This window comes from Aliagarivorans taiwanensis DSM 22990, from assembly GCF_000429505.1.
GTDB lineage: Bacteria > Pseudomonadota > Gammaproteobacteria > Enterobacterales > Celerinatantimonadaceae > Aliagarivorans > Aliagarivorans taiwanensis.
Genome location: NZ_AUBZ01000030.1, coordinates 1 through 21908, shown reverse-complemented (window position 1 = coordinate 21908; position 21908 = coordinate 1). Strand labels below are relative to the sequence as shown.

The following is a 21908-nucleotide window of genomic DNA, read 5'->3' as shown; positions in this document are numbered from 1 at the left end:
CTTATCCTCCGGCGATTGCGCGAAATACTTTTACTTTGTCGCCATCGCTTAGGCAACGCTCATTCCAGGCGCTCTGCGGCACAATTTCACCGTTCACCACCACCGCAATACCCTGTGTATTGCTCTGCTGCTCGGCCACTAGTTCCGCCAAGCTTTTATCCGCAGGCCAGCTCAGCCCTTGGTCGTTAAATTCAATCTGATTCATTACTACGTTCTCAGCTAACTATTTTCTAACTTAGGGTGCCGAATGGGCTTGGCCGCACACTGGGCAGCTGGGGTCTTGCTGCATCTTGATATGCATCCATTCCAAATGTTGGGCGTCAAAGCTGGAGAAGCGCCCTTGGGCGGCGCTGTCCATGCCACAGATCAGTTTGATGGCTTCCAGCGCCTGCAAGCTGCCGATGGTGCCGACCACCGGACCGAGGATCCCGGCATTGGCGCAGTTGAGCTGCTGCTCTTGCGCATTGGGGAACAGACAGTGGTAGCAAGCCTGCTCGGGGCGGTCAAACGGGAATACCATCAACTGGCCGCTAAAGGCGACCGCCGCACCACTCACCAGCGGCTTACCTGCCTTTACGCAGACCTGATTAACCGCATAGCGGGTGGCCAGATTATCCGAGCAATCCAGCACCACATCGGCCTGCGCCACTTCCATGCCTAGCAGCATCTCACCCATCCGGCGATTCACTGCGCGGATCTGAATCAGCGAATTAAGCGCCTCTAGCTGGGATTTGGCGGTTAGCACCTTACTCTGGCCGATGTCTTGCTCGCGATATAGCACCTGGCGCTGCAGGTTGGAGCTGTCGATTTCATCGAAATCGGCCAATACCAGATGGCCGACGCCGGCTCCGACCAAGTAGGTAGCAGCCGGTACGCCCAGTCCGCCCATGCCGATGACCAGCACGTGGGCATCTTTTAGCTTAAGTTGGCCTTGCTCGCCGATCTGCTTCAGCAGCAGATGGCGGCTATAACGAAGACTTTCCTGATCACTGAGAGACATGTGCACTTCCTTGTCTAGCCCTGGGGCTGCTCAACGATGGCCTGTAATGCATCGACTGCCGCCTGTGGATCTTGGGCTTCGGTAATCGCCCGAACCACCGCAACACTGCCTACCCCGCATTGCCACACTGGGGTGGCGCGCTCGATATCGATACCGCCGATGGCCACCAGCGGGTAGTCGTCCACCAGCTTAGCGTAGCGCTTAAGGCGCGGCAGCCCTTGCGGTGCACTTGGCATATCCTTGGTGGTGGTGGGGAAGATATGGCCCAGCGCGATATAGCTCGGGTTAAGCTGTGCGGCGCGCAGCAGCTCAAAGTAGCCGTGGGTGCTAATGCCGATCTTCAGCCCGGCCTTGGCGATGGCATCCAGATCGGCCACTTCTAAATCTTCCTGACCAAGATGTACGCCGTAGGCGCCGTGCTTGATCGCCAGACGCCAGTAGTCGTTGATAAACAAGCGGGCCTGATGCTGCTCGCCCAGCTCGATGGCACGGATTACGTCTTGCTCTACCTGCTCGTCTGGCAGGTCTTTGATGCGCAGCTGTAGGGTTTTAATGCCCATCTCAAGCAGACGCTCAATCCACTCGACGCTATCGACGACCGGATACACTCCCAGCTGCAAGGTATCGCAGCGCGGAAACTCCACGCGCTCCGGCCAGCTATCGCTAATGCCAAACTGCTGGCCTAGCTCGGTTTGTGCACTCTCCACATGGGGGAAGTTGGCGCGGTCTTCCGGCCAACCGCAGTGGGCCAGATTACCGCGACCCTTGAGCTGCTTAAGGCCCTGATAGACATAGGCCTTGGCCAAACACAGCGCATCTTCCATGGCATAGTCATGGGCCAAAGCGCTAGCCAGCGCGGCCGCCAAGGTGCAGCCAGTACCGTGGGTATGTGGTGCATCCAGGCGCGGGCTGCTTAGCAGGATCTCGCGCTCACCATCGGTAAAGAAGTCCACTGCCAGATCGGCACTCAACTCACTGTGGCCGCCTTTGGCCCACACCGCTTTTACGCCTTGCGCCAGCAGCCCTTGGCAGGCTTCACGCAAACGCTCCGGCGAGTTCAGCTCAAGGCCGGATAGCTGCGCGAGCTCACAGGCATTGGGTGTCAGTACATCGGTTTGCGCTAGTAGTTCAGGGAGGGCTTGCAACAGGCCACTGTCGGCCAAGCTGGCACCGGAGCTGGCCACCAGCACCGGATCCAACACCACCAACGGTGGCTGCGCCCACTCCCGCTTGTACTCGGCGAGTTTGCCGGCAATCAAGCTTACCAGCTCGGCGCTGCCAATCATGCCAATCTTGATCACCTTGGCCGGGCAACTGACAGCCAGTGCATCCAGCTGGGCTCCCAACAATGCCGGGTTTGTGCCCTGCACCATGGTCACCTGCTCGACGTTTTGCGCAGTAATCGCGGTCACCGCGGTGGCGCAGTCCACGCCGAGGTCGTGGGCGGTCAGCAGATCGGCTTGCAGACCAGCACCCGCGCAGCTGTCGCTACCGGCAATGGTCCAGATTTGTGGGCGGGTTGGCGCGGTGGCCTGCATAGTTGACTCCTGTTACTTCACTGGCGAGTGATAGATTTCACTGCCGCTGGCGAGAAACTCTTGGGACTTCTCGGCCATACCTTGTTGGATTGCCTGCTGGGGCTGCAGATCAGCCAGCGGCTCGTCCAATAGTTTAATTTCCAAGTCGGCGGCATAATCGCGCACCTCTTGGGATATCTTCATCGAGCAGAACTTCGGCCCGCACATGGAGCAGAAGTGCGCCACCTTGGCGCTCTCTTGCGGCAGCGTCTCATCGTGGTAGGCGCGGGCGGTGTCGGGGTCGAGCGCCAGATTGAACTGGTCTTCCCAGCGGAACTCAAAGCGCGCTTTGCTCATGGCGTTATCGCGGATCTGTGCGCCAACGTGCCCTTTGGCCAAGTCGGCGGCGTGCGCGGCAATCTTGTAGGCAATCATACCCTGCTTTACGTCATCTTTGTTAGGTAAACCAAGGTGCTCCTTGGGGGTTACGTAACACAGCATGGCGCAGCCAAACCAGCCGATCATTGCCGCGCCGATACCCGACGAGAAATGGTCGTAGCCGGGAGAGATGTCAGTTACCAGAGGGCCCAAGGTGTAGAACGGCGCTTCGTGGCATAGCTCCAGCTGCTTATCCATGTTCTCTTTGATCATCTGCATCGGGATATGCCCCGGGCCTTCGATGATCACTTGCACATCGTACTCCCAAGCGACCTTGGTCAGCTCACCGAGGGTTTGCAGCTCGGCAAATTGCGCTTCATCGTTGGCATCGGCTACCGAGCCCGGACGCATGCCATCACCCAGCGATAGCGAGACATCGTAGGCGGCACAGATCTCACAGATATCGCGGAAGTGCTCGTACAAGAAGCTTTCTTGGTGGTGGGCCAGACACCACTTGGCCATGATCGAGCCACCCCGGCTAACGATGCCGGTGGTGCGCTTGGCAGTCATAGGCACATAGCGCAGCAGCACGCCGGCGTGAATGGTGAAGTAGTCAACACCTTGCTCGGCCTGCTCAATCAAGGTGTCGCGGAACACTTCCCAGCTCAGGTCTTCAGCGATGCCATTTACTTTCTCCAGCGCTTGGTAGATTGGCACGGTGCCAATCGGCACTGGCGAGTTGCGGATAATCCACTCACGGGTTTCGTGGATGTAGCGACCGGTGGACAGATCCATTACCGTATCAGCGCCCCAACGACTGGCCCACACCAGTTTTTCTACCTCTTCTTCGATGGACGAACTGACCGAGGAGTTACCAATGTTGGCATTCACCTTCACCATAAAGTTGCGGCCAATGATCATCGGCTCGGCTTCCGGGTGGTTGATGTTACAGGGGATGATTGCGCGGCCTTTGGCCACTTCCTCTCGCACGAACTCCGGGGTGATCTGCTCGGGCAGTGCTGCGCCGAAGCTGTTGCCTTGTTGCTGCTGGGCCCGAAGGTCTTCGCGGATCTTCTCGCGCCCCATGTTCTCGCGGATCGCGATGTATTCCATCTCTGGGGTAACGATGCCGGCACGGGCATAGTGCAACTGAGTCACGGTCTTGCCCAGTTTGGCTTTACGTGGGGTTGGCAGGTGCTCGAAGCGAATATGGTCGAGCCCTTCATCGGCCAAACGCTGTTGAGAAAAGTTAGAGCTGAGCGCGCTCAGCTGCTCGCAATCGCCACGCTCTTCAATCCAAGCTTGGCGCAGCTTGGGCAGGCCTTTGCGCACATCCAGCTCGCAGCGCTCATCGGTGTAGATACCCGAGGTGTCGTAGACGCGCACCGGTTCATTGGCTTCGAACTCGGGGTTCTCTTTGCTGCCACCGGCTAAGCTGTCGCTCAGATTAATCTGGCGCATGGCGACTTGGATATCATCGCGGCTGCCTTGAATGTAGATTTTCTCGGAATTGGGAAAGGGTTGCCCTTGAAGGTTTTGGATGTAGCGTTCGGCGCTTGCGCGTTGTTCACGTCTTGACATGACTGGCCTCGGTTCCGTGTTTGCATTTTAAAATGACGATTAAAACAATGAGGCTTGTCGGATATAGAGAAGGAGAGCGATGGAGACTTGCTGTGTTGCCTATCACTCACGTTCTTGTTCCCTTCGCAGGTATTACCCTGAGCAGGTTGTGCGGATCCCGCGTCTCCGATTAAACGGAAGTTGCGATCTCAGCCTTACGGCACTCCGACAAGACCCGGGCAGTATAGCGGGCTTGGCGGCCTGCGAACAATAGCGGCTGGTCACAATCGCTTAACGAAATCTGTTGCTGTGGCGCTAGTCGTGGTGGCTGGCTTTCTGATAGCAGGGGCTCTGCTGCTGTTGGCATTCATCTGGGTGATACCAAAGCTCGGGCTGGGATAGCAGCGCGGCGGTCTCTTCACTGAGCAGCGGATTACGGAGCTGAAACATCCGCCGCTGCGCCAATCTGCTGACCTCAAAGATATAGTGATTGCTGGGATGCTCGTAGAACAGTTGGAAGAAGCTGCCGTCTTCAAGGGCCAATCGTAGCCCGCGCTCGAGACGCGCTTGCAAGGCGTGGTTTTGCTTGTTGACGAAGAAGAACACCGGCGCGGGGTATTGCAACACCAGATTGGGCTCCACCGCTAGCTGCTTGTCGGCATGGATGCGTATCTCTTCCCATGGCTCATTCACACCGCGTGGGAAGTAGTCAAAGCGCTCCGCCCGGAGCATGCCGAACAGGCCCTGATAGTTGCTGCCGGTGACCACCGGGATGCGGTTAGCCTGCAGGATCTCGGTATCAGGCCAATCCTAGCCTTGTCCGGCCTTGAGCTGCTGCAAGTCTTCAACATTGGTGATCTGCTCAAACAGTTGGCGGTCTTCTTCGCGAATGATAAACACCCGATGCCCTAGCAGCCCGCGTAGCAAGGGAATGCGTACTGGCAACAGTTGCTGTTCGCGCTCGGCAGAGGTCATGGTCCAGACCACATCTAGATAGCGACCTTGCTCGAGGTTGGCTAGGGTGCGCTGTTGGGTCATCTTGCGCTCGTTGCTGACCAGCAGATAGGGGCCATCACTGTTCTCGGTCTTACGCAGGGCAAGCTCTAGCAGGGCGACAAAGTAGTCATCGCGGCGGTCGATATCGCGCGGGGACTGGTGATAGCGCACCAGCAACTGCTCCTCGGCAATCGCTATCGGAGAGAGATAAGGAGAGAGGCAAAGCGTAAGCAAGGCGGTAATCAGCAGCTTCATACGGTCTATTCACTGTTAACAGAACATCCCTATTCACCGCTAACCATACGTCTTGCAGGGCGCTTTGTGTAATGGTTTATCTGCTAGAGTGGTGAATTTATGACAGTTAACTCAATTGTCTTGAAAGGCTCGACTGCGGGATTCAGCAGTCGAGCGGATCTAAAAGCCGCGTGCGATAAGATCAGCTTAGAAGGTGTGGGGAAGCAGCAGGCTGAAAAATAGCGCCAAGATAAAGCTGAACTTGGCAGTCTGCTTAAGCTGGCTGTCGAGCACTACCGGGTCGTGACTGGTGATTACCACCTTGGCGACCTTAAGCGCTGGGATGGCGGGCAGCAAGAAGGACCAAGCCAGCGAGCGCGGCTCGTGCAAAAGCAAATACGCGGCGTAGGCCAGCAGGCCCCCCAGCACCAAGGCCAAGTGATAGCGACGTGCGCAGGTTGGCCCTAAGCGCACCGCAAAGGTGTGTTTGCCAGCGGCTTTGTCCGGCTCCAGATCACGGAGGTTATTGATGTTTAATACGGCGGTGGCGAGAAAGCCGTTGGCCGCCGCCAGCAGCCAGGCGCCCTCAGGCACGGTTAATAGGTGCAAGTAAGCGCAGCCCACCACGCCCAGCGCGCCAAAGAACAGAAACACGCTCAGATCGCCCAGCCCATAGTAGCCATAGGGGCGTTTGCCCATGGTATAGGTCATTGCAGCAACGACCGCCAACGCGCCGAGCAGCATAAAGCTCAGCCAGGCTTCCCAATCTTTGCCCAGGGCAATGGTCAATAAACCGAGGCCGGAGATACACGACAACACAGTGGTAAAGACGATCGCGCGACGCATCTGTGGCTGGGTAATCAAGCCCGCTTGCAGGGCGCGTTCTGGGCCGACCCGGGTATGGTCATCCACGCCACTGACCGCATCGCCGTAGTCGTTGGCCAGATTGGAGAGGATCTGTAGCAGCAATGCGGTTAACAAGGCCAGCAGCGTCACCGGCCACAGCATATCGCCTTCACTGGCTGCCAAACTGGAGCCCAGTAAAATAGAGGCGCTAGCCAAGGGGAGGGTGCGCAGGCGTGCTGCGTGGATCCAAGCTTTCAACATTTGCTATATCAGTCAGTTAAATAAAGCGGCTATTATTGCTCAGCATCAAGAAACCACCAAGCCTCTTTGTTAAGGTATGCCATACTTCCTAAGTGTTAACACGTTACAGAGATACAATTCGTGCTGCTGCCCCAAGATACTGTGAAATCGGTGGTGGCTCGCTTACGGCAATTGCCTCAGCAGGGTTACCAGCAACTTAGCCTAGCGCTGCCTGAGATGGATCTTCTCGCCTGGCTCAATCAACAAAACCATAATTTCCGTGGTTACTGGAAAAGTAAGCAAGGTGACGAAGTCGCCTGGCTTGGTGCTGCCGAATCGCTGAACGACCTGGAGCAGGTGCAAGCCACCATCGACGCTCTGGATACCAACGACCACTCGCTACGCTTCTATGGCGGCATTGCCTTTACTCGCCAAAGTGCCACGTGGCCGAGCTTTCCGCGCCGTCGCTTTGTACTGCCGCGCATCGAGATCCGCCAGAAGCCGGGCAGCTGCGAGATGATCATCAATGCCAACTTCCGCAATCGCCCAGAGCACGAGTATCAGTGCATTACCGGCGAGCTGGAAGGTCTGGCGCGTATTCAGCCCTTGGCGGATATCCGCTGCGATGCCTTAAGCCGTATCGATCAGCCCTCGCGCGATCAGTGGCAGCATTTAGTTGATGAAGTCACCGGTGGCGATTTCCAGCAGCACACCGCCAAGGTGGTGCTCTCGCGCCAAACCACCATTGCGCTAAAAGGCACCCTCAATCCGTTTAGCCTGCTCAACCAATGGCAGCAGCGCGAGCAAGATTGTTACTCCTTCCTGTTCCAGTTCGACGGCCTGCGCAGCTTTGTTGGCTGTAGCCCCGAGCGCTTGTACGCACGCTGCGATACCGAGCTGCTTAGTGAGGCGCTGGCGGGCACCGCGCCGCGCGGCCAGACGGTGCAGCAAGACTGTCAGCTAGGCTCGCAACTGCTCAACGACCACAAAAACCAGTGGGAAAACCAGGTGGTGCTGGACGATCTCAGCCGCCGCCTGCAAGAGCTGAGCCTTCATGTGAACCCCGATGCCGAACTGGAGCTGGTCAAGCTTAAGCACGTTCAGCATCTTAAACGCCGGATTACCGCGATGATCAGCCCGGAGTTGGATGACCTGTCGCTACTGGATGCGCTGCACCCGACACCGGCGGTGGGGGGGATGCCGCGCAAATCGGCCATTCAGTATATCTTGCATCATGAGGGCTATGCCCGTGGCTGGTATACCGGTGCGGTGGGCTGGTTCAGCGGCGCGGCCAGCGAGTTTTCGGTGGCTATTCGTAGCGCGCTGGTGCTGCCCGATCACGTTCACGCCTTTGCCGGAGCCGGTATTGTTGCCGGATCGCAAGCCGAGTTAGAATGGCAGGAGCTTAATCATAAGATTGCCACTATCCTCGAATTGCTGAACGGGAAAGCGCTTGCCTAATCCACCGACCCTGCTAAATCCTGATCAAGCCCATAACCTGAATGTGTTGTGGGCAGAACTGCTTATCGAAGAGTGCCTGCGCTGGGGCATTCGCGACTTTTGCATCGCCCCCGGCTCACGCTCGACCCCGCTAACCGTTGCGGTGGCACGCCACCCCAAAGCCAATGCCCATTGCCATTTTGATGAGCGCGGCTTGGGCTTTTTCGCGCTGGGCATGGCCAAAACTCAGCAGCGCTGTGTGGCGCTTATCACCACCTCTGGCACCGCAGTTGCCAACCTTTATCCGGCCGTGATTGAAGCGCGCCAGACCGGGGTGCCGTTACTACTGTTAACCGGCGATCGCCCGGCGGAGCTGCTCGATAGCGGTGCCAATCAGGCGATCATCCAGCAGCGGATCTTCGCCGATTATCCGGTGTTCCAAGCGGTATTGCCCGAGCCGACCACCGCCATCAGTCCGGCGATGTTACTGGGCAGTGTGGACAATGCGCTTGCTGCGCAGCAACAGAGCCCCGGCCCGGTGCACTTTAACTGCCCGTTCCGCGAGCCCTTCTATCCCGAGCAAAATCAGCAGCATCTGGCGGATTATCTGGCGCCGCTGGCGAACTGGCTGAGCACCGATCAGCCTTATACCCGCTATCCCCAGTCCGGCGTCCAGATCGCCACCGAAGCACGCTGGCTCGATTGGCAGCAGCGTAAGGGCCTGGTGGTGGTGGGCCAGCAAACGCCAGCACAAGCGCGGGCGATTTTGGCTTGGGCTGAGCAACTTGGTTGGCCAGTGGTGGCCGATGTACAAAGCCAGCTACAGGGCCTGCCGGGTGTTATCTCGCAGGCAGAGTTATTGGTGCGCCAGCCTGATACTGCTAAGGCGCTAGAGCCTGAGCTGATAGTCCAATTCGGTGGTTTTTTGGTGGGCAAACGACTGCAGAATTGGCTGGCAAGCAGCGACGCCGAATATTGGTATGTGGATGTGCTTAAGTTGCGCCACGACCCGAGTCATAGATTGCAGCAGCGTTGGGTTTGCCGCGCGAGTGAATGGCTGACTGCTCATCCAGCAAGTACCCAACACCGCGACTATGCCAAACTCTGGCGCGCCGTCTCGAACAAGGTGCAGCCGCTTATCGATGCAGCCTTGCGCGAGGACTCTGAGCTCAGTGCCTGCGCGGCACTTGCCATGTCCTTGCCTGCGGCCAGCCAGTTGTTTATTGGCAACAGCATGCTGGTCAGGCTGTTTGAAGCGCTGGGCTGTGATATCTCGGCGGCCGAGGTGCAGTGCAATCGCGGCGCTTCCGGCATCGATGGCCTGATTGCCAGCGCGGCTGGACAAGCTGCAGCTAGCGGCCAGAGCACCACCTTGATTATTGGCGATACCTCGGCCTTGCATGACCTAAATTCGCTGGCACTGGCTAAGCGTTATCGCTTGAATGTGCTGGTGGTGAACAATGATGGTGGTGAGATCTTTAAGTTGTTGCCCGGGCTGAATGACCCGCAACTCGCGCAGGACTATTACCAGATGCCGCATCAGCTAGATTTTTCCGCCGCCGCGCAGCAGTTCAAGCTGGCGTACCGGCACAGCCAAACGCTGGCTGAGTTTAGCCGCGACTATCAACAGCTACTGGACGATGGTCAAGGCGGGGTCATTGAGCTGAGCTTTGCGCCCGGCGATGCCAGTCGCCGCTATCTGGAGCTAGGGAAGAGCATCGATGAGCAACTTGCACTTTAAGGTTCAAGGCCAGCGTGGCCGCCCGTGTGTGGTGTTGCTGCATGGCTTTTTGGGCAGTGGCAACGACTGGCAATATACCCTGGCGGCGCTCAGCGAACGCTACTACTGTGTTGCCATCGACCTGCCCGGGCATGGCATGAGTGGTGAGCTGCAGCTAAAGCCGAGCAAGGGCTTCAAGCACTTTCATCAGCTGCTGGTGGACTGCCTGCAGCGGCTGCATATTACCCAGTATTCCCTGCTTGGCTACAGCTTGGGCGGGCGTTTGGCGATGTACCATGCCTTGCAAAAGCCGAAAGGCTTGCAGTGTTTAATACTGGAGTCGTGCCATTCCGGCTTGGACGACCACCGCCAGCAGCAAGCGCGCTTAAGCCATGACGCCAAGTGGGCCGAGCGTTGGCAGCATGAGCCGCGTGAGCAGGTCTTACAGGCATGGTACAGCCAAGAGGTGTTTCACTCACTGAGTGAGGCACAGCGTGACAGCCTGGTCAGCAAGCGTCTCAGCCAGAGCCCGCAGGGTCTGGCAGCCATGTTGGACGCCACCAGTTTAGGCCGTCAGGACGACTTTCTGAGCGGCTTGGCTACACTAAAGATCCCGATGTCGCTGATCACCGGAAGCGATGACCGGAAGTTTTGCCGTCTGGCCCAGCAAATGTGCCAAGCGGTGCCACAGCTAGCGTGGCATATGATTCAAGGGGCCGGTCACAATGTGCACATCGACCAGCCCGACGCGTTTAATCAGCAGTTACTCGACTGCCTCAACTGAAAATGAAGAGAACCATGAGCGATATCTTTAACTCTCCTGTCGACTGGCAAGATGTCAGCGCCGACTTCGAAGACGTGCGTTACCACAAATCAGCCTGTGGCATTGCCAAGATCACCATCAACCGCCCGCAGGTTCGCAACGCCTTCCGCCCGAAAACCGTGCAGGAGATGATCATTGCACTGGATGATGCCCGTCGCGACCCTGACGTAGGCAGCATCGTACTGACCGGGGAAGGCGATCTGGCCTTCTGTTCTGGTGGCGACCAAAAAGTGCGTGGTGACTACGGCGGCTACCAAGACTCAGAAGGTACTCACCACCTCAACGTACTGGACTTCCAACGCCAAATCCGTACCTGTCCTAAGCCGGTTGTGGCGATGGTCGCGGGCTACGCCATCGGCGGCGGTCATGTTCTGCACATGCTGTGTGACCTAACCATTGCCGCAGAGAACGCTAAGTTCGGCCAAACCGGACCGAAGGTTGGCTCGTTTGACGGCGGCTGGGGTGCCAGCTACATGGCGCGCTTGGTGGGTCAGAAGAAGGCCCGTGAGATCTGGTTCCTGTGTCGTCAGTACGGCGCGCAGGAAGCGCTGGATATGGGCCTGGTAAACACCGTTGTGCCGCTTGAGCAACTGGAAAGCGAAACCGTTCAGTGGTGTCGCGAGATGATGCAGAATAGCCCAATGGCATTGCGTTGTCTGAAAGCAGCGCTGAATGCTGACTGTGACGGCCAGGCCGGCCTGCAAGAGCTGGCAGGTAATGCCACCATGCTGTTCTACATGACCGAAGAAGGTCAGGAAGGTCGCAATGCCTTTAACGAGAAGCGCGAACCGGACTTCAGCAAGTTCAAGCGCAACCCTTAATCGTTAAGTGACGAGTCTGAGCATGGACGCGCTCTGGACCCAGGCTACTATTTATCGGCAGCAGCTACCCTTTCGCCAAACCATGCAGTTTGGCGAGCATCGGGTGGCGCTGCGTGAGAGCCTGATTCTGGAGCTGGCGCTCAGCGATGGCCGCACCGGGGTGGGGGAGATCGCGCCTCTGCCCGGGTTTAGCCAAGAGTCGCTGGAACAAGCGACGCAACAGCTCTACAGCTACCTGCAAGGCTCATTACAGCAGCCTTTGTTTCCCAGTGTTGCCTTTGGCCTCGATTGCGCACTAACCGGTCCGGTGCCAGATGTGGCGCTAAGCCATGATTGCCCGCTGCTGGGTATTGACGCCTCCCGCGACCAACGGGTTCTGCAAGACAAGCAGCTGCAGTTGGCCAAGTTTAAAGCCGCCCGGCAAGCGCCCGACCAAGACATCGAACAGATCCAAGCACTGCTTATCGCCAACCCCAAGCTGCGACTGCGACTCGATGCTAACCGCGGCTGGAGCTGGGAGCAGGCCGTAAAGGTGTTAGGCAACATCGATGTGGAGCGGATTGACTATATCGAAGAGCCGCTGCAAAGCAGCGAGTTATGCCCGATGCTGGCCGAGCGCTGCCAAATAGGGATTGCCCTCGATGAAAGCCTGCAACGGGCCAGTTATCGCTATCACTACTTTGCGGGCCTCAAAGCCTTGGTGATTAAGCCCTCCTTGGTGGGCGGTTGGCAGTACATTAGCTCCTTGATAAGCCAAGCGAACCAAGATGGGGTGGTCACAACGTTTAGCTCTGCCTATGAAAGTGAGCTGGGGCTGCGCTGGATCCAAACCCTGTCGCAGCGCTACAGCCCACAACAAACTCCGGGCTTAGATACACTGGCAGCATTTGCTACAAGCGACCCGCAACGAGAGGTGATTGCTGAGTTTAGCCATCCAGTTACACCCCGTTAGTTTGCCTGCATCGACATAAAACTCATCGGCGTCTGCGCATTTTTCTCTTTATTCCCTGCTTTCCTCCTGCGTGCACGCGTACAAGCATATCGCGCGTTTTTCCAGCAAACCGTCCTACTTTTTTCCCATGAAACTGCTTGCATCACACTATTTGCCTTGGTGATCCAAATTGGCTGAGAACGTTTTCTTAATTTGCACTGGGTCACTTTTTATTCGAGACGCAAAATATATAGTCAATCGGGAGTGGAGCAGAGCACGGTCGAATAACAAGTGCTCGCTGGCGCTCCAGGACAATCCTACAACCCAAGGAACTGAAGAGATGAAAAAACTGATTACCCTACTGTGCTCAGCTCTGGTCTGCCTATCTGGTGCAGCCTTCGCCGAAGTGAAAATCGGCATGGCGATCGATGACCTACGCCTGGAGCGCTGGCAGAAAGACCGTGACTTCTTCGTGGCAAAAGCGGAAGAGCTTGGTGCAAAAGTATTTGTTCAATCTTCGAACAGTAATGAGCAAGCGCAAATCTCGCAAATCGAGAACATGATCTCCCGCGGTGTCGATGTGCTGGTGATTATTCCTTACAACGGTCAGGTACTGGCGAACGTGATTGCTGAAGCCAAAGCCGAAGGCATCAAGGTTCTGGCCTATGACCGTTTGATTAACAACGCCGAGATCGATTTCTACCTATCGTTCGATAACGAGCGTGTCGGTGAACTGCAAGCGCAGGCGCTGGTGGAGCGTCGCGACAGCGGTAAGTTCTTCCTGATGGGTGGCTCGCCAGTTGATAACAACGCTCACCTGTTCCGTAAAGGTCAGATGAATGTGATTCAGCCGCTGGTTGATGCTGGCCAAGTACAGATCGTTGGCGACCAGTGGGCCGAAGGCTGGGCTGCTGAGAACGCACTGAAGATCATGGAAAACGCCCTGACTGCTAACGACAACGATATCGATGTTGTGGTTGCATCAAACGACTCTACTGCTGGTGGCGCTATCCAAGCGCTGGATGCACAAGGTCTGGCTGGCAAGGTGCTGATCTCTGGTCAGGATGCTGACTTGGCAGCGATTCGCCGGGTTGTTGCTGGCACTCAAACCATGACCATCTACAAGCCGATTCAAATGCTGGCGACCACTGCTGCTGAAATCGCGGTTGAGCTGGGTGCTGGCAACCAGCCTGAAACTAATTCATCGCTGAACAATGGCTTGAAAGATGTACCGGCCTACCTGTTAACGCCGATTGCCGTGGATAAAGACAACGTCGATGACACAGTGATTGCCGATGGCTTCCATAAGAAAGAAGACGTGTACCAGTAAGATTGAATTAAAACATCAGGGGCAGGTAACTGCCCCTTGTTTTAAGGAATAAAGCTTTAAGGAGTGAACATGTCGACCGCAAGCCTACTCAATATGTCGGGGATCGTGAAAAAGTTCTCCGGTGTGATTGCCCTGAACGGCGTTAATTTCAATCTGGAAAAAGGGGAAGTAGTCTCACTTTGCGGGGAAAATGGATCGGGTAAATCCACCTTAATGAAAGTGCTAACCGGGGTGCATCCTTTCGGTAGCTATGAAGGTGATATCTATTATAAGGGCGAGCTGCTTCAATCGCGCAACATCGGCGATAGTGAAGAGAAAGGCATCGCGATTATTCACCAGGAACTGACCCTGGTAAAAGAGCTGTCAATCCTAGAAAATATTTTCCTCGGTGCTGAGATCAGCCGCCACGGCGTGCTAGACCACAGCGCAATGTACAAACAAACCAAAGCATTACTTACTCGGGTTAAACTTGATGTTGATCCCGATACTCCCGTCCGCACCCTTGGCGTGGGCCAGCAGCAGCTGGTTGAGATTGCCAAAGCCTTGTCTAAAAATGCGGAAATTCTGGTTCTCGACGAGCCCAGCGCACCACTGACCGAGTCAGAGACTGAAGTGTTGCTGGCCATCGTTAAACAGCTGCGCAGTGAAGGCGTAAGTTGTGTCTATATCTCCCACAAACTCAATGAAGTGAAAGAGATCTCCGATCGTATCTGCGTGATCCGCGATGGCGAGCATATCGGCACCCAAGATGCCAAGCAGATGACCACCGATGACATCATCTCGATGATGGTGGGGCGCGAGCTCAAGGAGTTGTTCCCGCGCGAAGAGCACGACATTGGCGAGCCTATTCTCAAGGTGGGTCCGGTTACTGCCAAGATCAGCAAGGCCGCCAACCTCTATCAAGTTAAAGATGTCAGCTTTGAGCTGCGCAAGGGCGAGATCCTTGGTGTGGCAGGCTTGGTGGGCTCGGGCCGTACCGAGTTGATGCAGTGTATCTACGGCAGCTACAACGGGGTGTACGAATGCCCAATTGAGCTGAACGGGCAAAGCATCAAGATCCGCAACCCAGAGCAGGCGCTCTCCCAAGGGATCGCCATGGTACCGGAAGACCGCAAGCGCCACGGGATTGTGCCGATTATGGGCGTAGGGCAAAACATCACCCTAGCGGGGTTGTCGATGTTTGCAGGCTTGGGGCAAGCACTTGATGAGTCGGCGGAAAACCGCGCTATCAAAGAATCAATTGCACGCCTTAAGGTGAAAACCGCTGGACAGGAGTTGGCGATTAAGAGCCTTAGTGGGGGGAATCAGCAAAAAGCCATCCTTGCCAAGTTCTTGTTGCTGGAGCCGGGGATCTTGATTCTCGATGAGCCGACTCGAGGTATCGATGTGGGCGCCAAGTACGAAATCTACAAGCTGATGTTCGAGCTAGTGAAGCAGGGGATCAGCATCATCATGGTCTCATCTGAGCTGCCCGAAGTACTCGGGATCAGCGACCGCGTTTTAGTAATGCACGAAGGCAAGCTCAAGGGGGTTCTGGAGAACCAAGGCTTGACCCAAGAGCAAGTAATGGACTGTGCATTAGCCGAGGAATAATTATGACTACTCAACAAACCACAATTAGCGCGAACAGCCAGGGAGCCAGCGTGTTAGACCAACTCAAACAAATCAAGCTGCAAGTGCTGGTGATGTTTGCGGCCATCGCGGTGATCATGCTGTTCTTCTACTTCGCCACCGATGGCAGCTACCTGACGCCCCGTAACGTATCTAACTTGCTACGCCAAACCGCCATCACCGGCATTCTGGCGATTGGCATGGTGTATGTGATTATCTCGGCCGAGATTGACCTGTCGGTGGGCTCGATGATGGGCTTGCTCGGCGGTGCGGCTGCGATTATGGATGTATGGTGGGGGCTGCCGCTGCCACTAACGGTTGTACTGACCCTTACTGCCGGTTTCCTGCTTGGCCTGTGGAATGGCTGGTGGGTGGCCTACCGCAAGGTACCTTCTTTCATTGTGACCCTGGCGGGCCTGCTGGCCTTCCGTGGGATCTTGGTGGGGATTACCGGTGGTAGCACCGTGGCGCCAACCTCACCAGAGATGAGCCTGATTGGCCAGAGCTACCTACCAAATATGTTCTCGATGATTGCCAGCATCGGTGCGCTTAGCCTGTTCTTCGTATGGCAGCAGCGCCTGCGCAAGCAGCGCGAGGCCCATGGGCTGAGCAACCCTGCGATGACCAGCGATGTCTTGAAGTTTGGAGCGATTGCTATCTTCGCACTGGGGCTGGTGTTCCTACTCAACGACTACCGCGGTGTACCCTTCCCGGTATTGCTGTTGGTGGTACTGATGTTGATCGCTGCTTTTATTGGTAAGAAGACCGCCTTTGGTCGTCGCATCTACGCCATCGGTGGCAACATCGAAGCGGCGCGTTTGTCGGGCATTAATGTCGAAGCCACCAAGCTCAAGGTGTTTGCGATTAATGGCCTGCTGGTGGGGATGGCGGGTCTGATTCTTGCCTCTCGCTTGGGCGCGGGTTCGCCATCGGCCGGTAACATCGCAGAGCTAGATGCGATTGCCGCCTGTGTTATCGGCGGCACCAGCTTGGCCGGTGGTGTGGGTACCGTATTCGGTGCGGTATTGGGCGCCTTCATTATGGCTAGCCTGGATAATGGCATGAGCATGATGGACGTTCCGACCTACTGGCAATCGATCATTAAAGGCAGCATCTTGCTGCTGGCTGTGTGGATGGACGTCGCCAGTAAGAAGCGCGCTTAAACAGTAATTTAACGATAGAGCACTTTCCACTGCCCCTCCTGTTCGCTGGTCTATACTTCGGCGAGCAGGAGGTTTTTGCATGTTTGAAGCACACGGCAGCTATCGCTTAGAGCTGTTTGACGACGTATTAGTATTGAGTGCCGTAGGTGCATGGAATAGCCAACTGGCAAGGGAATTTGTCGACGCACTACAGAGTTTTGAATCCCAGTTGCCCGAACGTTGGGCGCACGTGGTGTTGCTGGAAGATTGGGAACTACTAACATCCGATGCGGAAGAGCTGATCTATCCCACCCTAAAGTGGGTGGAAGACAAGGGGCTGTGCCATACCGCCCATGTCTACAGCTTCTCGCCCCTCAAACGTTACCTTCTTGAACGCATGATCCCCAGCGGCGAGCGCAGCCATAGTAAGCAGGATTTTCCCAGCATCCAGCTGGCTTGTGACTGGCTGGTTGAGCAAGGCTACCAGAGCGCTGGGGAGATCCCGCAGCAACTGGTGGATATACCCGCGTTTACCCGGCATCTGCGCAAGCAAGCCTGAAGGCTAAGCCTAACTCTGAGCCTAACCTTGTCGGCTAGTTCGCTGCGCTGGGAAGAGTGATAAACAGTTGCTTCTCACATTTAGGGTTGTAGAACACCCCAACCTTGGCGGTTAGCAAGCTGGTTTGCGAGAGCGCTATTTCACGCTGCTGCTGATCACTGAAGCCTCTTTTTAATAAACCATGGGTTTGCAAGCTGGTGCTGTCTCCCATGGCATAGTCAACTCGCCCTCGCAGTAGCATTCGTAGCCCTTGCTCCACACTGTTCACTTCAACCAAGCGTAGCTGGGCATCGATCAACTGTTTTTGGAACGGACCTATTTGGCGGTTGCGCATCACCGCAACCCGGTAGCCTGCAAGCTCAGATAGGTCCTGCCAGCTATCGGGTGTCATATCATCGATGCGGCGATACAAGCCAATTGCCACCTCTTCATCGGCAAGCGACAGGAAGCGAGCATCTTCCAGTAGTGGCTTGGCGGGATAAAACGACAGGCACCACTGGCCACTGGTCAACTCATGCACCGCCCGCGCCGGGGAAAGGAACTCAGGCTTGGGGGGGAGCTTAAAACGTTGTTCGGCGTACTCGCTTAGCAAAGCAAAAGCGTGACCATAGTCGTCGCGATACTGGGTGGTAAAGGGTGGATACTCCAAGACGATGACTTCATCATTCTCTAGCGCCGCTGCGTAATCACTGGGCATGGTGGCTGCCAACGCAAACGCTACAAGTGTTGTTAACAAGTGTTTCACGGGGCTGGTCCTTAGCAGTTGCTAGTCAGTGTAGACCTAAACCAATCCACATAAGTAACTGCTCATTCTTGCTGGTTAAAATCATTGATGACAGCGTCAACGCTTTTGCAATTAGCCCACTAGTTACGGCAAGCGTTTCCTCGTCCTCGATGATTTCCCTTCGCAATAACTGACCATTTACTTATCCGGATTGGTATTAGTGATGGATACGGGGAAGCCTGTCAAACAGATGGCTAAACGGGTAGATATAGCTCAGATAGTGGAGTGGCAACCGCTTTTTCGATAAGCTTTAGCGGCTATTTATAGGAAGGAAGCATGTTTATTAACGCCGAACATACAGCCGAACACGTAACTGACGACTCGCTTGAGTCAAAAAGCGAACAGCTGCGCTACCACCATTTCGAGCGTTTGGAATGGGCCAAGCTTCGTCAGTCGGTACCGATGACGCTCACCGAGAGTGACTTGGAGCGGATCCGCGGTATTAACGAAGCGCTCTCCTTGCAGCAGGTGTCTGATATCTACCTGCCGCTATCCCGCCTGCTCAACCTTTATGTCAAAGCACGTCAGGATAGACGTAAGGTAATTGGTGACTTCTTAGGGCGGCCCAAGCACCTTCCTTATATTATCGGTGTGTCTGGTAGTGTGGCGGGGGGCAAAAGTACCACCTCACGGATCTTGCAGGCCTTGCTGCAGCGCTGGCCGGAGCACCCGAAGGTCGACATTGTCACCACCGATGGCTTCTTGTATCCCAATGCCGAACTTGAGCGACGCGGCCTGATGCAGCGTAAGGGCTTCCCCGAGAGCTACGATAAGCGACGCCTGCTGGAGTTTGTGGCGGCGCTAAAAAGCGGTGAGCGCAATGTATCCGCACCGGTCTACTCCCACTTTGTTTACGACATCCTGCCGGGCGAAGAGACGGTGGTCGATCAACCGGACATCTTGATTCTGGAAGGCTTGAATGTGCTGCAAAGTGAGTGCGATCAGCCTTGTCATCAGGTGCGCCGTCCTTTCGTTTCCGACTATGTGGATTTCTCCATCTTTGTGGATGCCGATGTTGAGCTGCTAGAGAACTGGTACGTCGAGCGCTTCTTGAAGCTGCGCGCCAGTGCGTTCAGAGACCGTGGTGCCTACTTCCATCACTATGCATCACTGGACCGTGACGAAGCGGTGGATATCGCCACCGATATCTGGGGCCGCATCAACAAAGTTAATCTGCTGCAAAATATTTTGCCCACGCGTGAGCGCGCCGATCTGATCTTGGAAAAAGGCCGCAACCATGAAGTGAGCAGCGTGAGGTTAAGAAAGTAATGAGTGAGTTTTCCCCTCAACGCGACGTGGCGCTGGATGCTTTAAACAGCTTTGGCCTGAATGCCCGCGCCGATTTCTTCTTCGAACTTAATGATAAGGCGCAGTTGCCCGGGCTGTTTGCCTGGCTGCAGCAACACTCGTTGCCTTTGCTGCTGCTTGGCGAAGGCTCAAATGTTCTCCTCACCGGTGACTTTAAGGGCTTGGTGCTGAGCAACCGCCTGAAAGGGGTCGAGGTAGAGGAAACCGATGAGCAGGTGATCCTCGATATCGCCGCCGGTGAGAACTGGCACGAGTTAGTGCAGTGGTGCTTGGCGAACAGCTACTATGGCCTGGAGAACCTGGCCTTGATCCCCGGCAATGTTGGCGCCGCGCCGGTGCAGAACATTGGCGCTTACGGCGTTGAGATTGCCCAGCGTTGCCTGGCAGTGGAGTACTTCGATCTCGAGACCGGTCAATTGCAGTGGCTGAGTGAAGCCGATTGCAAGTTTGGCTATCGCGATAGTATCTTCAAACATGCCCTGAAAGGCCGCGCATTGATTACCCAAGTGCGCCTCGCGCTTCCTCAGAGCTGGGAGCCGGTGGTGAGCTATGGGCCGCTGGCCAAGCTCGGTGACGATGCCGATGCCGAGCAGATCTTCGACACCGTGGTAGCGACCCGCTCGGCCAAGCTGCCTGACCCTTCGCAACTAGGTAATGCTGGCAGCTTCTTTAAGAACCCGGTGGTTGAGCAAGCCAAGTTAGACGCCTTGTTAGCGGCTCACCCAGAGTTGCCCCATTATCCCGCGGCCCAACAGCGCTATAAGCTAGCGGCGGGCTGGCTTATCGATTCGCTCGGCCTGAAAGGCTTTCAACTCGGTGGCGCGGCGGTACACAAAGACCAAGCCTTGGTACTAGTCAATACCGGCAGCGCGGTGGCTGCAGACATCTTGGCGCTGTGTCAGCATGTGCGCCAGCAGGTGTGGATTCGCTATGGGGTGGAGCTTGAGCCGGAAGTGCGCTTTATCGGTGAGCGTGGTGAGGTTCATTACAGTGAGCTGGTGGAGTCGTTGAGCTAATGCGCCACAATAAGTTTGCGGTGCTGGAACAGCTGTTGGCGGGCGAGTATTGCTCAGGCGAGGCCTTGGCCCAGCAGTTGGGAGTGAGCCGCACCTCTATCGCCAACTATATTAAGCAGCTACAAAAGCTCGGGCTAGATATCTACAAGGTAAAAGGGCGCGGCTATCGACTGGCCCAGCCACTATCGCTGCTCGATATCGATGCCCTTCAGTACGCTTTCCCAAGACAAAAAATCGTACGCCTTGATGAGGTGGACTCCACCAACGCTTGGATCCAACGCAACCTGAAACACTGTCGCCATGGCCAAGTGGTGTTGGCGGAGTATCAAAGCGCTGGTAAAGGGCGTCGCGGACGGCAATGGCAAACCCCGTTTGCCGGGCAGTTGGCGATGTCACTGCTGTGGGAGTTCGACAAGGGCATTGAGGCGATGTCGGGCCTGAGCCTGGCGGTTGGTCTGGCTGTGGTGGAAACCTTGAGCAAGCTCGGCCATAAAGACCTGTCGCTAAAATGGCCCAACGATATCTACCAGGGCGGCCGCAAACTCGGCGGTATCTTGATTGAGCTGCAAGGCCACGTGGATGGCTTGCTGCAGATGGTTGTGGGATTGGGCATTAACGTCCATGTTGAAGAAAGTCACGCCGCACAGATTGATCAACCCTTTACCCAACTGCAACACCACGAGCTGCTCGACCGTAATGAGCTAGCGCGAGCGTTAATCACTGCACTAAATCGCATCTATATCGACTTCGACCATGATGGTTTTGCCCCCTTGGTTGCGCGTTGGCAGCAATTTGATGCCTTCTGCGACCAAAAAGTGAATTTATTGTTTTCCAATGAGCGGGTTGAGCGCGGAATTGCCCGTGGAATCGACGAGCAAGGGGCGCTATTACTGGAGCAAGATGGCAAGATTAAGCGCTTTTTTGGTGGGGAAGTGTCCTTAAGAGCGGCAAAATCTAGCTGATTTGACTGAAAAATGCGCGCTTGGACTAGAAAGCGTATTTTTTTTTGTGAAGGCAGTTGCAATCGCCAAACCCATTACATAGAATTCGCAGCACTTAAGCGATGCCGGCTTAGCTCAGTTGGTAGAGCAACTGACTTGTAATCAGTAGGTCGCCAGTTCGACTCCGGCAGTCGGCACCATTGCTTAAGTAGGCCAACCTCGTTCTGCGAGGTTCCGTGGGGGGGGTTCCCGAGTGGCCAAAGGGAGCAGATTGTAAATCTGCCGCGAAAGCTTCGATGGTTCGAATCCGTCCCCCCCCACCACTTTTTCAGGTAATAGGTAGTCTTGGCATAAAGGTTATAACGCGGGCATCGTATAATGGCTATTACCTCAGCCTTCCAAGCTGATGATGCGGGTTCGATTCCCGCTGCCCGCTCCAGTGCTGATATAGCTCAGTTGGTAGAGCGCACCCTTGGTAAGGGTGAGGTCGGCAGTTCAAATCTGCCTATCAGCACCAGTCTTTCCCCAATATCTCCCTGTTACCTTTTTACCGTTCGGTAAACAAAAAACCAATGGTGCACTTTGTACCAACGACTTTGATTTAGAGGGACGATTATGTCTAAAGAAAAATTTGAACGTTCGAAACCGCACGTAAACGTTGGTACTATTGGCCACGTTGACCACGGTAAAACTACTCTGACTGCAGCAATC

Annotated in this window: 21 protein-coding genes, 4 tRNA genes and 1 riboswitch; of the genes, 17 read left to right on the top strand and 8 right to left on the bottom strand. The window is 55.7% G+C overall.

All coding sequences use genetic code 11. From position 1 onward, the window contains the following. Position 1 precedes the first annotated feature (1 nt). The 7 genes from thiS to G462_RS0114570 all read right to left on the bottom strand — a co-directional run bounded on the left by thiS (position 2) and on the right by G462_RS0114570 (position 6792). The gene (gene thiS / locus G462_RS0114595; protein WP_026959645.1) at positions 2-205 is read right to left on the bottom strand and encodes a sulfur carrier protein ThiS; all 204 of its coding nucleotides are present in this window, start codon (positions 203-205) and stop codon (positions 2-4) included. Positions 206-235: 30 nt separating this feature from the next. Further along, on the bottom strand, positions 236-1000 hold the full coding sequence (locus G462_RS0114590) for a HesA/MoeB/ThiF family protein (protein WP_026959644.1): 765 nt from the start codon (positions 998-1000) through the stop codon (positions 236-238). Between the two features lie 14 nt (positions 1001-1014). Continuing rightward, positions 1015-2538: a thiamine phosphate synthase gene (gene thiE, locus G462_RS0114585; protein ID WP_026959643.1), complete on the bottom strand. Its 1524-nt coding sequence runs from the start codon at positions 2536-2538 to the stop codon at positions 1015-1017. A gap of 12 nt (positions 2539-2550) precedes the next feature. Then, a complete protein-coding gene (gene thiC / locus G462_RS22905) occupies positions 2551-4476 on the bottom strand; it encodes a phosphomethylpyrimidine synthase ThiC (protein ID WP_035477821.1) in 1926 nt (641 codons plus the stop codon). A gap of 101 nt (positions 4477-4577) precedes the next feature. Next, positions 4578-4693: riboswitch (TPP riboswitch) on the bottom strand. Positions 4694-4770: 77 nt separating this feature from the next. Beyond that, positions 4771-5223, bottom strand: coding sequence for a hypothetical protein (locus G462_RS24000; RefSeq protein WP_051326768.1), 453 nt, complete (start codon positions 5221-5223; stop codon positions 4771-4773). 42 nt (positions 5224-5265) lie between these two features. Then, positions 5266-5706: a hypothetical protein gene (locus tag G462_RS23995; RefSeq protein WP_051326767.1), complete on the bottom strand. Its 441-nt coding sequence runs from the start codon at positions 5704-5706 to the stop codon at positions 5266-5268. 186 nt (positions 5707-5892) lie between these two features. Further along, on the bottom strand, positions 5893-6792 hold the full coding sequence (locus tag G462_RS0114570; protein ID WP_026959642.1) for a 1,4-dihydroxy-2-naphthoate polyprenyltransferase: 900 nt from the start codon (positions 6790-6792) through the stop codon (positions 5893-5895). Positions 6793-6912: 120 nt separating this feature from the next. Between G462_RS0114570 and G462_RS0114565 the strand changes: the two genes are divergently transcribed. The 9 genes from G462_RS0114565 (at position 6913) to G462_RS0114525 (ending at position 17148) form a co-directional block, all read left to right on the top strand. Next, the gene (locus G462_RS0114565) at positions 6913-8232 is read left to right on the top strand and encodes an isochorismate synthase (protein WP_035477818.1); all 1320 of its coding nucleotides are present in this window, start codon (positions 6913-6915) and stop codon (positions 8230-8232) included. Beyond that, the gene (gene menD, locus G462_RS22895) at positions 8225-9952 is read left to right on the top strand and encodes a 2-succinyl-5-enolpyruvyl-6-hydroxy-3-cyclohexene-1-carboxylic-acid synthase (RefSeq protein WP_051326766.1); all 1728 of its coding nucleotides are present in this window, start codon (positions 8225-8227) and stop codon (positions 9950-9952) included. The genes G462_RS0114565 and menD overlap by 8 nt, the downstream gene beginning before the upstream one ends. Further along, a complete protein-coding gene (gene menH / locus G462_RS0114555; protein WP_051326765.1) occupies positions 9933-10715 on the top strand; it encodes a 2-succinyl-6-hydroxy-2,4-cyclohexadiene-1-carboxylate synthase in 783 nt (260 codons plus the stop codon). Before menD ends, menH begins: the two co-directional genes overlap by 20 nt. A 14-nt stretch (positions 10716-10729) precedes the next feature. After that, positions 10730-11575 carry a 1,4-dihydroxy-2-naphthoyl-CoA synthase gene (gene menB, locus G462_RS0114550; protein WP_342664369.1) on the top strand — a complete coding sequence of 282 codons (846 nt, stop codon included), beginning with the start codon at positions 10730-10732 and terminating at the stop codon, positions 11573-11575. 22 nt (positions 11576-11597) lie between these two features. Further along, a complete protein-coding gene (menC, locus tag G462_RS0114545; protein ID WP_026959638.1) occupies positions 11598-12527 on the top strand; it encodes an o-succinylbenzoate synthase in 930 nt (309 codons plus the stop codon). Between the two features lie 319 nt (positions 12528-12846). Beyond that, positions 12847-13836: a D-xylose ABC transporter substrate-binding protein gene (gene xylF / locus G462_RS0114540; protein WP_026959637.1), complete on the top strand. Its 990-nt coding sequence runs from the start codon at positions 12847-12849 to the stop codon at positions 13834-13836. Between the two features lie 69 nt (positions 13837-13905). Continuing rightward, positions 13906-15429, top strand: coding sequence for a xylose ABC transporter ATP-binding protein (locus G462_RS0114535; RefSeq protein WP_035477814.1), 1524 nt, complete (start codon positions 13906-13908; stop codon positions 15427-15429). A 2-nt stretch (positions 15430-15431) separates the two neighbouring features. Beyond that, positions 15432-16610, top strand: a complete 1179-nt coding sequence (locus tag G462_RS0114530; RefSeq protein WP_051326764.1) for a sugar ABC transporter permease — start codon at positions 15432-15434, stop codon at positions 16608-16610. A gap of 79 nt (positions 16611-16689) precedes the next feature. Further along, a complete protein-coding gene (locus G462_RS0114525; RefSeq protein WP_026959634.1) occupies positions 16690-17148 on the top strand; it encodes a hypothetical protein in 459 nt (152 codons plus the stop codon). 34 nt (positions 17149-17182) lie between these two features. Here G462_RS0114525 and G462_RS0114520 read toward each other — a convergent pair whose 3' ends face one another. Next, positions 17183-17893, bottom strand: coding sequence for a type 2 periplasmic-binding domain-containing protein (locus tag G462_RS0114520; protein WP_026959633.1), 711 nt, complete (start codon positions 17891-17893; stop codon positions 17183-17185). Positions 17894-18208: 315 nt separating this feature from the next. Between G462_RS0114520 and coaA the strand changes: the two genes are divergently transcribed. The 8 genes from coaA to G462_RS24325 form a co-directional block, all read left to right on the top strand. Beyond that, positions 18209-19201, top strand: coding sequence for a type I pantothenate kinase (gene coaA, locus G462_RS0114515; protein WP_084405080.1), 993 nt, complete (start codon positions 18209-18211; stop codon positions 19199-19201). Then, complete coding sequence (gene murB / locus G462_RS0114510) at positions 19201-20256, top strand: UDP-N-acetylmuramate dehydrogenase (RefSeq protein WP_026959631.1); 1056 nt, start codon at positions 19201-19203, stop codon at positions 20254-20256. Before coaA ends, murB begins: the two co-directional genes overlap by 1 nt. Beyond that, positions 20256-21218: a bifunctional biotin--[acetyl-CoA-carboxylase] ligase/biotin operon repressor BirA gene (gene birA, locus G462_RS0114505; protein WP_026959630.1), complete on the top strand. Its 963-nt coding sequence runs from the start codon at positions 20256-20258 to the stop codon at positions 21216-21218. The genes murB and birA overlap by 1 nt, the downstream gene beginning before the upstream one ends. Before the next feature lie 103 nt (positions 21219-21321). Then, positions 21322-21397: transfer RNA gene (locus tag G462_RS0114500), tRNA-Thr, on the top strand. Positions 21398-21436: 39 nt separating this feature from the next. Continuing rightward, positions 21437-21520, top strand: a tRNA-Tyr gene (locus tag G462_RS0114495). 41 nt (positions 21521-21561) lie between these two features. After that, positions 21562-21636, top strand: a tRNA-Gly gene (locus G462_RS0114490). A gap of 2 nt (positions 21637-21638) precedes the next feature. After that, a tRNA-Thr gene (locus tag G462_RS0114485) sits at positions 21639-21714 on the top strand. 98 nt (positions 21715-21812) lie between these two features. Next, positions 21813-21908: GTP-binding protein (locus tag G462_RS24325; RefSeq protein WP_004249126.1), on the top strand; the 96-nt coding region annotated here is incomplete at its 3' end.

Excerpts from the sequence above, each read along its gene's own strand:
- thiS (WP_026959645.1), bottom strand. The coding sequence starts at position 205 with ATGAATCAGATTGAATTTAACGACCAAGGGCTGAGCTGGCCTGCGGAT.
- G462_RS0114590 (WP_026959644.1), bottom strand. The coding sequence starts at position 1,000 with ATGTCTCTCAGTGATCAGGAAAGTCTTCGTTATAGCCGCCATCTGCTG.
- thiE (WP_026959643.1), bottom strand. The coding sequence starts at position 2,538 with ATGCAGGCCACCGCGCCAACCCGCCCACAAATCTGGACCATTGCCGGT.
- thiC (WP_035477821.1), bottom strand. The coding sequence starts at position 4,476 with ATGTCAAGACGTGAACAACGCGCAAGCGCCGAACGCTACATCCAAAAC.
- G462_RS23995 (WP_051326767.1), bottom strand. The coding sequence starts at position 5,706 with ATGAAGCTGCTGATTACCGCCTTGCTTACGCTTTGCCTCTCTCCTTAT.
- G462_RS0114570 (WP_026959642.1), bottom strand. The coding sequence starts at position 6,792 with ATGTTGAAAGCTTGGATCCACGCAGCACGCCTGCGCACCCTCCCCTTG.
- menH (WP_051326765.1), top strand. The coding sequence starts at position 9,933 with ATGAGCAACTTGCACTTTAAGGTTCAAGGCCAGCGTGGCCGCCCGTGT.
- menB (WP_342664369.1), top strand. The coding sequence starts at position 10,730 with ATGAGCGATATCTTTAACTCTCCTGTCGACTGGCAAGATGTCAGCGCC.
- menC (WP_026959638.1), top strand. The coding sequence starts at position 11,598 with ATGGACGCGCTCTGGACCCAGGCTACTATTTATCGGCAGCAGCTACCC.
- xylF (WP_026959637.1), top strand. The coding sequence starts at position 12,847 with ATGAAAAAACTGATTACCCTACTGTGCTCAGCTCTGGTCTGCCTATCT.
- G462_RS0114535 (WP_035477814.1), top strand. The coding sequence starts at position 13,906 with ATGTCGACCGCAAGCCTACTCAATATGTCGGGGATCGTGAAAAAGTTC.
- G462_RS0114530 (WP_051326764.1), top strand. The coding sequence starts at position 15,432 with ATGACTACTCAACAAACCACAATTAGCGCGAACAGCCAGGGAGCCAGC.
- G462_RS0114525 (WP_026959634.1), top strand. The coding sequence starts at position 16,690 with ATGTTTGAAGCACACGGCAGCTATCGCTTAGAGCTGTTTGACGACGTA.
- coaA (WP_084405080.1), top strand. The coding sequence starts at position 18,209 with ATGTTTATTAACGCCGAACATACAGCCGAACACGTAACTGACGACTCG.
- murB (WP_026959631.1), top strand. The coding sequence starts at position 19,201 with ATGAGTGAGTTTTCCCCTCAACGCGACGTGGCGCTGGATGCTTTAAAC.
- birA (WP_026959630.1), top strand. The coding sequence starts at position 20,256 with ATGCGCCACAATAAGTTTGCGGTGCTGGAACAGCTGTTGGCGGGCGAG.